The 11,583-nt window shown below is 58.6% G+C and carries 10 protein-coding genes and 1 pseudogene; 6 read left to right on the forward strand and 5 right to left on the reverse strand.

The genetic code is table 11. From position 1 onward, the window contains the following. Positions 1 to 315: 315 nt before the first annotated feature. The 5 genes from ABH912_RS32315 to ABH912_RS32335 all read left to right on the forward strand — a co-directional run bounded on the left by ABH912_RS32315 (position 316) and on the right by ABH912_RS32335 (position 5,311). Positions 316 to 1,005: an ABC transporter permease gene (locus tag ABH912_RS32315; protein WP_429512966.1), complete on the forward strand. Its 690-nt coding sequence runs from the start codon at positions 316 to 318 to the stop codon at positions 1,003 to 1,005. After that, a complete protein-coding gene (locus ABH912_RS32320; protein WP_429512967.1) occupies positions 1,002 to 2,000 on the forward strand; it encodes an ABC transporter ATP-binding protein in 999 nt (332 codons plus the stop codon). The genes ABH912_RS32315 and ABH912_RS32320 overlap by 4 nt, the downstream gene beginning before the upstream one ends. Before the next feature lie 2 nt (positions 2,001 to 2,002). After that, complete coding sequence (locus ABH912_RS32325) at positions 2,003 to 2,671, forward strand: ABC transporter permease (protein ID WP_429512969.1); 669 nt, start codon at positions 2,003 to 2,005, stop codon at positions 2,669 to 2,671. A 53-nt stretch (positions 2,672 to 2,724) separates the two neighbouring features. Continuing rightward, complete coding sequence (locus ABH912_RS32330) at positions 2,725 to 3,606, forward strand: glycine betaine ABC transporter substrate-binding protein (RefSeq protein ID WP_429512971.1); 882 nt, start codon at positions 2,725 to 2,727, stop codon at positions 3,604 to 3,606. 160 nt (positions 3,607 to 3,766) lie between these two features. Continuing rightward, entirely contained in the window at positions 3,767 to 5,311 is a 1,545-nt protein-coding gene (locus ABH912_RS32335; protein ID WP_429512972.1) for an amidase family protein, read from the forward strand. 3 nt (positions 5,312 to 5,314) lie between these two features. Here ABH912_RS32335 and ABH912_RS32340 read toward each other — a convergent pair whose 3' ends face one another. Beyond that, positions 5,315 to 6,199 (reverse strand): LysR substrate-binding domain-containing protein, encoded by an 885-nt coding sequence (locus tag ABH912_RS32340; RefSeq protein ID WP_429512973.1) that lies wholly within the window; start codon positions 6,197 to 6,199, stop codon positions 5,315 to 5,317. A 159-nt stretch (positions 6,200 to 6,358) separates the two neighbouring features. Here ABH912_RS32340 and ydiJ point away from each other — a divergent pair, with 159 nt between their 5' ends. Then, positions 6,359 to 9,382, forward strand: a complete 3,024-nt coding sequence (ydiJ, locus tag ABH912_RS32345) for a D-2-hydroxyglutarate dehydrogenase YdiJ (protein WP_429512975.1) — start codon at positions 6,359 to 6,361, stop codon at positions 9,380 to 9,382. A gap of 153 nt (positions 9,383 to 9,535) precedes the next feature. Here the strand turns inward: ydiJ and ABH912_RS32350 are convergent, their stop codons facing one another. From ABH912_RS32350 to ABH912_RS32365, 4 genes and pseudogenes are all read right to left on the reverse strand, one after another. Then, the gene (locus ABH912_RS32350) at positions 9,536 to 9,736 is read right to left on the reverse strand and encodes a hypothetical protein (protein ID WP_429512976.1); all 201 of its coding nucleotides are present in this window, start codon (positions 9,734 to 9,736) and stop codon (positions 9,536 to 9,538) included. 108 nt (positions 9,737 to 9,844) lie between these two features. Then, entirely contained in the window at positions 9,845 to 10,639 is a 795-nt protein-coding gene (gene ehuA, locus ABH912_RS32355) for an ectoine/hydroxyectoine ABC transporter ATP-binding protein EhuA (RefSeq protein ID WP_429513194.1), read from the reverse strand. 80 nt (positions 10,640 to 10,719) lie between these two features. Then, positions 10,720 to 11,376: an ectoine/hydroxyectoine ABC transporter permease subunit EhuD gene (gene ehuD, locus ABH912_RS32360; RefSeq protein ID WP_060543916.1), complete on the reverse strand. Its 657-nt coding sequence runs from the start codon at positions 11,374 to 11,376 to the stop codon at positions 10,720 to 10,722. Continuing rightward, positions 11,373 to 11,583: pseudogene (locus tag ABH912_RS32365) on the reverse strand (ectoine/hydroxyectoine ABC transporter permease subunit EhuC); the annotation flags it as partial. The pseudogene ABH912_RS32365 and the gene ehuD, both read right to left, overlap by 4 nt.

Genomic DNA, 11,583 nt, shown 5'->3' on the forward strand with positions numbered 1-11,583 from the left:
CGCCAATGCCCTGAAAAACCTCTGAATCAATCCTCTCTGCAAAATCCCATAGCAAGCTAATGACTCGGCCCGACAGGCGGTGCGCTCTGGCAAGCCTTGGTCATTTGGCGATCCCGCATACTGCCGTCCTCAATCGACCCTTCGCCTTGCATTGCGAGTTGGCTTACCGCGTGACGTCGTTTTTTTGATAGAAATCGTCGAACTCGAAGCTCAGAGTGCCTGCAGTAGCGCGGTAATGTTTCCTACAGATCCGGCGTTCAATTCCAGATGCGCGACCGATAAAAACAACAATGACGTACAGAAGGCATAACAATCATGGAAACCTTGAGTTTCATTCTGGAAAACGGTGGGCTGATCAGTCTGCTACTCGGGCAGCACCTTCTCATCGTGGCGGTTGCGGTGGGTTTGGCGATCCTGACTGGCGTGCCTGTCGGGATCGCGATCTCCCAGCACCCCAGAACGCGCCGCTGGGTCCTGGCCTTCGCCGCGGTCCTGATGACCATTCCCTCCGCCGCGCTGTTCGGGCTGATGATTCCTGCGCTGTCGCAGATCGGCTACGGGATCGGTGTCGTGCCGGCGGTCATTGCGCTGTTTCTCTACTCCCAATTGCCCATCATCCGAAACACCACCACTGCGATCTCCAACATCGATCCTGCCTTGCGCGAAGCGGCGATCGGGATGGGCATGTCGACCGGGCAACGATTGCGCAAGGTTGAGTTGCCGATTGCGGTCCCGCTGATCATGGCGGGCGTGAGGATGGCGACCGTCATCAACATCGGCATCGCAGCCATCGCGGCCTACATCGGCGCCGGCGGCCTGGGCAGCCTCATCATTCGCGGCATCGCGCAATCGGATACCCGACAGCTGTTGGCCGGCGCGATCGTCATCAGTGTCATCGCCATTGCGGCCGATTACGCGTTGTACGGCTTGCAGCACCTGCTGACGCCAAAAGGCTTGAACAAGAACAAAGTGGCCACCGGCCGAATGAAGGAAGCGACGACGTGATCCAGATCGAAAACCTGAACAAGCAATTCGGCTCAATCACAGCAGTAGAAGATGTCTCATTCAATGTTGAAGAGGGGCAGATCTGCGTACTGCTTGGGCCGTCGGGCTGCGGTAAAACCACGACGCTGAAAATGATCAACCGTCTGATCACGCCTACCTCCGGCACGATCAGAATTGGTGGTCGCGACACGTCCGAACTGGACAGCGTCACCCTCAAACGCTCCATCGGCTATGTGATCCAGCAAGTTGGCCTGTTCCCGAACATGACTGTTGAGGAAAACATCTGCGTCGTTCCGAATCTGTTGGGATGGGACAAAACCAAAAGCCGAAAGCGCGCAGCGGAGTTGCTGGAAGTGGTCGCGCTGGATCCGTCCAGATTCCTCAAGCGCTACCCGTGTGAACTTTCCGGTGGTCAACAGCAACGCGTAGGCGTGGCCCGGGCCCTGGCAGCGGATCCGCCTGTCATGTTGATGGACGAGCCCTTTGGCGCGATCGACCCGATCAACCGGGAAGTGATCCAGGACGAGTTCATGCGCATCCAGCGCCTCGTCAACAAGACAGTCCTGTTTGTCAGTCATGACATTGATGAAGCGGTGAAGATGGCGGACTGCGTTGCCCTGTTCCATAACGGAAAAATCCAGCAATTCGGCAGTTCGGATGATCTGCTGGCCCGGCCCAACAGCGAGTTCGTGGCGAACTTCATGGGTGGCGACCGGATCATGAAGCGCCTGCGTCTGCTGCGCGCGGCTGACGTGGCCAGCAAGGTCCCGCCACGGGAACACATGCAGATCGTGGGCGGCAACAGCGGTGTTGTTTCGCAATCGCACCTGATCGTCAAGCCTGGGGATGACCTGCGCCAGGTACTTTCGCAATTGCTGGGTCGCGGCCAGGACTGGGCACTTTGCAACGACAGCGACGGACGCTTTATCGGCTATGTCCACCAAGCCGACATCTTGGCGCGACTTGTTGAAAACATTACTCCGGTGGTGCACTGACAATGTCTGACTTACTGATCGGATTGTGGGAAGGGCTGCAGTTTTATTGGGGCGACATCAGCTACCTGACGGTCCAGCATCTGCGAATCGTGGCGATCAGTGGGGGCCTGGCCCTGGTCATCGCACTGCCGTTGGGCGTCTGGATGAGCCGTCCGGCGAACCAGCGTTACGCCATGGCCAGCATGCAGGTCCTTAACGTAGGGCAGGCGATCCCCAAGCTCGCGTTGCTGGCGTTGGCCATGAGTTTCATTGGTGTCGGCAGTGGCGCGGCCATCATCGGGTTGTTTGTCGCGACGTTGTTGCCCGTGGCAGTCAATACCTACGAAGGCTTGCGCGCCGTGCCGCAGCACCTGGTCGAAGCGGCCGAGTCCATGGGCATGACGCCACGGGAAACGCTGTGGAAAGTTGAAATTCCGAACGCGATGAACGTGATTTTCGCGGGCATCCGCACGGCGCTGGCAATCAACGTCGGTACCGCGCCGCTGGCCTTCCTGGTCGGTGGCGGCGGGCTGGGCGAGTTGATCTTTACCGGGATCGACTTGAACGACTTCGGCATGATGCTGGCCGGTGCCGCAGCGACCGCACTGTTGGCGATTGCGGTCGATTTGGGCTGCGGCTTGATTCAAAACATTGCAGTGTCACGGGGCTTGAGGTTGGCCGGGCGCGAGTGAATCCGAAGACCATGGACAAAACCAATAATATGAGGTGCACGATGATTTATCGAATGCTAGCCAGTCTGATTTTTACCCTGAGTCTTGTTTCCGGTGTCGTGGGCGGTGCTTCTGCCAACAGCACGATTGTGGTCGGCGGCAAGAAGTTTACCGAGCAGCAATTGGTTGCCGAAATGACCGCTCAACTCCTGCGCGCAAATGGCTACAGTGTCGATAAACGCCCGGACCTGGGTTCTTCCGTATTGCGCGCGGCGCAAGAGAATGGTCAGGTCGATGTGTATTGGGAATACACCGGCACTTCGCTGATTACTTACAATAAAGTCACGGACAAGCTCAACGCTGACGAAACGTACAAGAAAATCAGCGAGCTTGATGCGCAGAAAGGCATCACCTGGTTGAACCCTTCCAGGGCCAACAACACCTACGCCTTTGCCATGCGCAAGGAAGAGGCAGAGAAGGATGGAATCGCCTCGATCAGCGATCTTGCCAAGAAAATCGAAACAGGCAAGTCCTATAAATTCGCCTCCAATGCTGAATTCTTTTCCCGGCCTGATGGCCTGCGTCCCTTGCAAGAGACATACAAGTTTGAGTTTGAGCGCAAGAACATCATCCGCATGGATGGCGGGCTGACCTATCAGGCGCTCAGGGACGGGCAGGTTGATCTGGCTTTGGTCCTGTCGACGGATGGGCGGATTCCGGCCTTCGGCTTTGTGGTGCTCAAAGACGATAAAGGCTTCTTCCCCAGCTACGCGCTGACCCCAGTGATTCGCACTGAGGTGTTTAAAGAGAATCCGAAGATCGGCGAGTTGCTCAACGCCCTGTCGTCCAAGCTGGATGACGACACCATCGCGGGCCTCAATTCCCGGGTCGATGTCGGCCGTGAATCCATCGAAAGCGTGTCCAAGGAATTTCTGCAAAAGAGTCAGTTGCTGTAGTTAATTCGCGGTGGCGTTGACGTCACCCGGTTTGATCATGACTGTCCGGGCCAGCTGCATATAGCTGGCCTCTTTTTATCCTGCTTAGTTGTGACGCTCAACCCAATCGCTTGGGGCGTGAGCTCATTCCGTTCGTCTGTACTTATTAGGGGAATTACCCATGCAGCTGAATAAAAAATTCGTGGCGTACTCGTTTTTGCTTCTGGCGACAAGTGCCCAGGCGGATGACGGTATCGACCGCATGAGTCTCGCCGATATGCGCCATGCATTGAATGCCGGGACCCTCAGTTCCGAGCAACTGGTCCAGCATTACTTGAATAACATTAAGGCCAACAATCACCAGGGCCAAAACATCAATGCACTGGTGACCGTCAATGAGCAGGCGATCGATCAGGCTCGCAAGTGGGATGCTGAGCGGGCGAAAAACCCCACTGCCAAATACGCACCGCTGGCCGGCATTCCGTTCGTGGTGAAGGACAATTTCGACACCGCTGGTATGGTCACCTCCGGTGGTTCCTTCGTGCTGCGTTCGTCGGTGCCAAGCCAGGATGCCTTCACCGTCAAGAAGCTGATCGACGGGCAAGCCATTCTGCTCGGCAAAGCCAACCTGTCGGAACTGGCGGCGTCTTTTGGCTGGTTTGGCTACAGCTCGTTTGGCGGCCAGACGCTGAATCCGAGAAACACCAAGCGTGATGCTTCCGGCTCCAGCAGCGGTTCTGCCGCCGCAGTGGCGGCGGCGTTTGCACCCTTCGCGCTGGGGTCGGACACGAGCGGCTCGATCCGGGCACCGGCCAGCGTCACCGGCACGGTGGGTTTTCGACCTTCGCTGGGGCTGATCAGTCGTAGCGGCATCATTCCGCTGTCGCTCGCGTTCGATACCGCAGGCGTCATTACCAACAGCGTGCTGGATCAGGCCATTGTGCTCGATGCGATCAAGGGCCAGGACAAAAGCGATCCGGCGACCCTCGACCTTGCTGCAGACAAAATGCAGTTCGAGCCGGCACTGAGCCGTTCCTCGCTGCAAGGCAAGACCATTGGGGTGGTCACCAATTTCAAGGGGGCGAATCCGGAGGTGGATGCGGTCTTCAAAGCGGCGCAGGAAACGCTCGGCAAACGCGGTGCGCATGTCGTCTCCATCGAATTGCCAAAAGCCTTTGAAACCCTATGGAGCGACGTGCTTGGCCCAGTGGGAGAGAGCGAATTCAAGCCGCAATTCGAACGCTATCTCGCCACCCTCGATCCGAACCAACCGCGAACGCTTGCGCAGTTTCTCGACCTGGCCAGGCAAAATCAGGCGCAAAACGCTGCGCACGGGATGAACCCGGCACGCCTGGCTGGACTCGAAACGCTAGCGAGTGCCACAAGCACCGATTCGCCGCAGTACATCTCCATCCTCTCCCGGAGGATTCCACAGTTGCGCGCGCAGTTGATGAGCATCATGAAGCAGAACAAAGCCGACAGCCTGTTCTTCGCGACCATCAACTGCCCGGCTTCGGTGGTGCACGGTGTGACCGATGACAGTTACGTGTGCAAGTCCGGCGATACCTACGCGTCGTCGTACATTGCCTCGGCCACGGGATTTCCCGAGATCACCGTTCCGGCAGGCATCATCGAGGGCAACCTGCCGGTCGGTGTTTCGTTCCTGGGCGGCTACGGCGAAGACGCCAAGGTGGTTGGTTTCGGCTACGCGTTCCTTGGGCGCTAGTCGTCAGATCTGTTCCAGCAACCAGGTACGAAACGCCACGAGTGATGGCAGCATTTCGTTGCGCGGCGGATAGGCCAGGTAGTAGCTGCGCTGGCTGGCAAAGGGCTGATCGAGGCTGATCAGTTCGCTGTTGGCCAGCTCGTCGGCCACCAGAATACGCGGTACCAGACCGATGCCGATGCCGGCCCTGACCGCCTGGATCAAGTGCGAGGTGAGTTCGAAACTCGGCCCCAGCCGCATCATCCGATGGGGCAGGCCGTGGTGGCTGAACCACTCGCCCCAGACGTTGGCGTTGCTCGCGACATTGAGCAGCGTCTGGCCACCGATGCGTTCCGGGGGCCAGGCGTCATGGGCTTCGGCCGCTTGCGGTGAAATGATCACCATCAATTCTTCGGTGTGCAGGCGATGGCTGATCAGGCCCGGCAGGTTGGCATTGCCGACGACGATCGCGGCATCGATCCCGCTGGTTTCAAAGTCGATGGTATCGATCCGGGAATTGATGTGCACCAGCATGCCGGGATGGGTTTTGTAGAAATCATGCAGGCGCGGCAATAACCACTTCGAGCCGAAGGTCGGCAAGGTGGCCAGGCGCAACGTGCCGCTGCCTGATTGATATGCCATGGCCTGCAACGTGGCGCTGCGGATGCGTCCGAGCGCTTCGCTCATTTCCCGCTGATAAAGACGACCGACATCGGTCAGTTGCACTTGCCGACCTTCACGGCGAAACAGCGTCAGGCCCAGTTGCTGTTCCAGCGCCTGGACTTGCCGGCTCACGGCGCTTTGGGTCAATGACAGTTCCAGCGCGGCGCGGGTATAGCTTTCATGGCGAGCGGCGGCTTCAAAGGCCAGCAGCAACGACATCGAAGGGGTGAGGTGACGGTAATTCATTCGTAAAAGTCATCGATAGCGGCAGGATTATCCGTTTGTCTGGCGCCACAGTCTGCAGGATCATTGGTGCAGCCGACGACCTGAGGCTGACCGATTAATGCTCAGGCGACAAGTGTTTTGAGTTTTCCCGTGATTAGACCGACAAGAGAACAGCCTGCGATGATCGCTCAGTTGCCCACCGTTGCACTCGCGGCACAGTACCCGGAATTTCTTCAAGCCCTGCGTGCCAGCGGCTTTCGCGGCCAGCTCAGCGCTGACTATGCCACCCGCACCGTGTTGGCGACCGACAACTCGATTTACCAGCGGCTACCGCAAGCGGCGGTGTTCCCCTTGGATGCGGATGACATCGCGCGCATCGCGACTTTGATGGCCGAGCCACGCTTTCGCCAGATCAAGCTGACCCCGCGCGGTGGTGGCACCGGCACCAACGGGCAGTCATTGACCGATGGCATCGTGGTCGACCTGTCGCGGCACATGAACACCATCCTCGAAATCAACGTCGCCGAGCGCTGGGTGCGGGTACAGGCGGGCGTGGTCAAGGACCAGCTCAATGCTGCGCTCAAGCCTCACGGGCTGTTCTTCGCGCCGGAGCTGTCGACGTCCAACCGTGCCACCGTCGGCGGCATGATCAACACCGACGCCAGCGGCCAGGGCAGTTGCACCTATGGCAAGACCCGTGATCACGTTCTGGAATTGCACAGTGTGCTGCTCGGCGGTGAGCGCCTGCACAGCCATCCGCTGTCCGACGCGGAGCTGGAGGCGGCTTGCGCGCAGTCCGGCCGTATCGGTGAGGTGTACCGGGTGGCGCGCAATATTCAGGAAACCCAGGCTGACCTGATCGAGTCGGTGTTCCCCAAACTCAACCGCTGCCTGACTGGTTACGACCTGGCACACCTGCGCGACGAGCAAGGGCGTTTCAACCTCAACAGTGTGTTGTGCGGTGCGGAAGGGTCATTGGGCTACATTGTCGAAGCCAAGCTCAACGTGCTGCCGATTCCCAGATATTCGGTGCTGGTGAACGTACGTTACGGCAGCTTCATGGATGCGCTACGTGACGCCGATGCGTTGCTGGCGCACAAGCCGTTGTCCATCGAAACCGTGGACTCCAGGGTGTTGCTGCTGGCGATGAAAGACATCGTCTGGCATAGCGTCGCCGAGTATTTCCCGACGAACGCCGAACGTCCGACACTGGGCATCAATCTGGTGGAGTTCAGCGGTGACGACGTAGTGCAAGTGAACGCTCGCGTGGCGTCGTTCGTAGCGCATCTGCAGGCCGACTCGACGATTGAGCGGCTGGGCCACACATTGGCGGAAGGCACTGAAGCCGTGACCCGCGTCTACGTCATGCGCAAACGCTCGGTCGGGCTGTTGGGCAGCGTCGAAGGCGAGGTTCGCCCGCAGCCCTTCGTTGAAGACACCGCCGTGCCGCCGGAGAAGCTGGCTGACTACATCACGGAGTTTCGTGCACTGCTCGATAGTTATGGCCTGAGCTACGGCATGTTCGGTCACGTCGATGCCGGTGTGTTGCACGTGCGTCCGGCGCTGGACATGAAAGACCCGATCCAGGCCGCGCTGGTCAAGCCGATTTCCGACGCCGTGGCCGAGTTGACCCGGCGTTACGGCGGGTTGCTATGGGGCGAGCACGGCAAGGGTTTGCGTTCGGAATACGTCCCTGGGTTTTTTGGCGATTTGTACCCGGCGTTGCAATCGCTCAAGGGCGCGTTCGACCCGCACAATCAGCTCAACCCCGGGAAGATCTGTACACCGCCGGATGCTGCCCAAAGCTTGCTCAAGGTCAACGAAGTGACGCTGCGCGGTGATCTGGATCGGCAGATCGACGAGCGCGTCTGGCAAAGCTTCGGCACCGCTATGCATTGCAACGGTAATGGCGCCTGCTACAACTACGACCCCAATGATGCGATGTGTCCGTCGTGGAAAGCCACCCGTGAGCGCCAACACTCGCCGAAGGGCAGGGCGTCGCTGATTCGCGAATGGTTGCGGCTGCAAGGCGCGGCCAACATTGACGTATTGCAGGCAGCCCGCGACAAGATGTCATGGTGGAGAGGGTTGCCGGCGCGGTTAAGCAATAACCTGGCGCGCTCGCGTGGCGAGGCGGATTTTTCCCATGAAGTCTATGACGCGATGGCGGGCTGCCTGGCCTGTAAATCCTGCGCGGGACAATGCCCGGTCAAGGTCAACGTCCCGGAGTTCCGTTCGCGTTTTCTGCAGCTGTACCACGGTCGCTATCAACGTCCGCTGCGTGACTACCTGATCGGCTCGCTGGAATTCACCATCCCTTACATGGCTTACGCGCCGGGTCTGTACAACGCGGTGATGGGCTCGAAATGGGTGAGTCGCCTGCTTGAGCGGCAGGTCGGCATGCTCGACAGCCCGCTGATCCACCGTCATGACTTGCAGGCCACGTTGACCCGCTGCAAGGTCGCGGTCGCCAGCGTGCCAGCCCTGCGTGAACTGACCGTGGCACAACGTGAGCGCAGCGTGGTGTTGGTGCAGGACGCCTTCACCCGTTACTTCGAAACGCCGTTGCTGGCGAGCTTTATCCAGTTGGCGCATCAGTTGGGTTATCGGGTGTTTCTTGCGCCCTATAGCGCCAACGGCAAACCTTTGCACGTGCAGGGCTTTCTCGGCGCCTTCGCCAAGGCGGCGATCCGCAACGGCAATCAGCTCAAGGCGCTCGCCGACTGCGGTGTACCACTGGTGGGGCTGGACCCGGCGATGACGCTGGTCTACCGCCAGGAATATCAAAAAGTACCAGGGCTCAACGATTGCCCGAAGGTATTGCTGCCTCAGGAATGGCTGGTCAATGCGTTGCCGCAAAACCCGCATCCCGCGACCGGGACCTTCCGTTTGTTGGCGCACTGCACCGAGAAAACCAATGTCCCGGCCAGTACTTCGCAATGGGAGGCGGTGTTTGCGCGGATTGGGCTCGAGCTGACGACTGAGGCGACCGGCTGCTGCGGCATGTCCGGAACCTTTGGCCATGAAGCACGTAACCACGGCAGCTCACGGACCATTTTTGAGCAGTCCTGGTCAGGCAAGCTGGAAAAAGAGAGCGAGGCGTTGGCAACGGGATACTCCTGTCGCAGTCAGGTGAAGCGCTTTGCCAACATGCAATTGCGCCACCCATTAGAGATTGTGTTAGAGCATTCGCTCGCGAAGTGAAGAGGAACGGTCGGTTGAATCATCGCTGTCGCTCGTTTCTATCCTGCCGCCAGTCAGTTAACTCGAGTCGCACGGCCGTGGGATCGTCGTTGGGCTTGTTGAGACGAGATCAAGATCATTACTTTTGTCCCTTTCTCCTGCGGCCTCTGCGTCTTAATCGGACTGCAGGAGTGCAGAGCAATTTAGCATCCGAAAAATTGGCTGCTGGTCGAAAAGCAATACTTCATCCAGGGTGCAGGCTGGCAGGTTGTTCCAAACCCCAGAAACGACGAAGCCCTGAATAATCAGGGCTTCGTCGTATAAAGATGCCGTTGTTGAGGCAGGCGTCATTCTCTGTAAGGGGGTATCGGTCATTACAACGCTCCTGAATCAGACCACTTTACCAATTCCCCCGGCGGGACGATGAACAGAGATCCCAACCCGTAATCGACCCGAGTGGCGGCCAGGGCCGGTGAACTTTGCCTAGTTGGCTTCTTTCACCGCACTGAGAAACGCGCACGTGCGTTCCTGTTGCGGGTGTTCGAAGATTTGCGCCGGGGTGCCCTGCTCGTGAATCTGCCCTTTGTAGAAAAAGCACACACGATCAGCGAATTCCCGGGCGAACCCCATTTGATGCGTCACCATCAACATGGTCAGGTTGTGTTCGGTGCCGAGCTTGCGGATCACGTTGAGTACTTCGCCGCACAGTTCCGGGTCGAGCGCGGAGGTCACTTCGTCGAACAGCATGACTTTCGGGCGCATGGCCAGTGCCCGGGCGATCGCCACCCGTTGTTGCTGACCACCGGACAGCTGCGACGGGTAATGCCCGAGCTTGTTGCCCAGACCCACGAGTTCCAGCAAGTCTGCTGCACGTTCACGGGCTTCGACCGGTTTCATACCGAGCACCTGCACCGGCGCTTCGATAACGTTTTGCAACGCTGTCATGTGAGGGAACAGGTTAAAACTCTGGAACACCATGCCGATCTTGCCGCGCACTCGGCGGATGTGCCGGTCATTGGCGGGCACCAATACACCGTTGCGATTGGGCATGTGGGTCAGCAAGTCGTCTTCAATGCGGATCAGTCCGTCATCGATGCCTTCGAGTGTCATCAGTACCCGCAGCAGTGTGGATTTGCCGGAGCCGCTGGGGCCGATGATCGCGACTTTCTCACCCGGTGTGACGTCCAGATTCAAATGATCGAGCACGGTAAAGTTGCCGTAGCTCTTGGTGACGTCCTGGAAGCTGACGATCGGTTTTACCGGTTTGGTTTCCTGCATGGCCGTGGCCTCCTGCGGATGCAGCGGGGTCGGGTTGCTGTGCCGTGAAAGGTCACCGGATGTCGACAGTGGAGTAGTCATTAGCGTAGCTCCAGGCGCACTTCAAGGCGCCGTACCAGATAAGCCAAAGCGATGCTTAGGGCGAGGAAAAACAGGCCGACCATGGTGATCGGCTCCAAATAGCGGAAGTTTTCGGAGCCGATGTTCTTGGCCTGTTGCATGATTTCCACCACGGTAATCGCCGACAGCACCGGCGTGTCCTTGAGCATCGCCACCAGGTAGTTGCCCAATGGCGGCAAAATCGGCCGCAGGGCCTGGGGCAGGATGATGTTGCGATAAGCGCTGTACGGCGCGATGTTCAGCGCTGTGACTGCTTCCCATTGTGCGCGTGGCACCGCATCGAGGCCGCCGCGATATACCTCGGCGATGTAACAGGCGTAATGCAGGCCTATGCCGAGAATCCCCACTTGCATGGCGGTCATGCTGACACCGTAATTGGGCAGCACGTAGTAAAGGAAATACACCTGGATTAGCAGCGGCGTACTGCGAATGAACTCGATCACGGCGGTGGTCGGCCACGACAGCCAGACTCTGCGGCTCCTTCGACCGATAGCCAGGAACAGCCCCAGCACAATGGCAATCAGGAAGCCGACCAGGGTAATCCCCACGGTGTTAAGGGAAGCGCGCAGTAAATCGGGGAGGATTTGCCAGGCATAGGTCCAATCGAACAGTGTCATGACAGACCTCCACGCATCCGCCCGCGAGCCAGATGGCGCTCAATGTGACGCATGCCGATGTTGATCGCCTGCGCCAAGACGAAGTACATCACCAGCGCCAGGCTGAAAATTTCCAGAGTCTCGAAAGTTGCCTGATCCAATTGACGAGCCCTGAAGCTCAGGTCTGACAGGGTGATTAACGACACCAGTGAAGTATTTTTCAGCAAT

The sequence above is a fragment of the Pseudomonas sp. BT76 TE3572 genome (assembly GCF_050435365.1).
Classification (GTDB): Bacteria; Pseudomonadota; Gammaproteobacteria; order Pseudomonadales; family Pseudomonadaceae; genus Aquipseudomonas; species Aquipseudomonas fluorescens_W.

Excerpts from the sequence above, each read along its gene's own strand:
- ABH912_RS32315 (WP_429512966.1), top strand. The coding sequence starts at position 316 with ATGGAAACCTTGAGTTTCATTCTGGAAAACGGTGGGCTGATCAGTCTG.
- ABH912_RS32325 (WP_429512969.1), top strand. The coding sequence starts at position 2,003 with ATGTCTGACTTACTGATCGGATTGTGGGAAGGGCTGCAGTTTTATTGG.
- ABH912_RS32330 (WP_429512971.1), top strand. The coding sequence starts at position 2,725 with ATGCTAGCCAGTCTGATTTTTACCCTGAGTCTTGTTTCCGGTGTCGTG.
- ABH912_RS32335 (WP_429512972.1), top strand. The coding sequence starts at position 3,767 with ATGCAGCTGAATAAAAAATTCGTGGCGTACTCGTTTTTGCTTCTGGCG.
- ABH912_RS32340 (WP_429512973.1), bottom strand. The coding sequence starts at position 6,199 with ATGAATTACCGTCACCTCACCCCTTCGATGTCGTTGCTGCTGGCCTTT.
- ydiJ (WP_429512975.1), top strand. The coding sequence starts at position 6,359 with ATGATCGCTCAGTTGCCCACCGTTGCACTCGCGGCACAGTACCCGGAA.
- ABH912_RS32350 (WP_429512976.1), bottom strand. The coding sequence starts at position 9,736 with ATGACCGATACCCCCTTACAGAGAATGACGCCTGCCTCAACAACGGCA.
- ehuA (WP_429513194.1), bottom strand. The coding sequence starts at position 10,639 with ATGCAGGAAACCAAACCGGTAAAACCGATCGTCAGCTTCCAGGACGTC.
- ehuD (WP_060543916.1), bottom strand. The coding sequence starts at position 11,376 with ATGACACTGTTCGATTGGACCTATGCCTGGCAAATCCTCCCCGATTTA.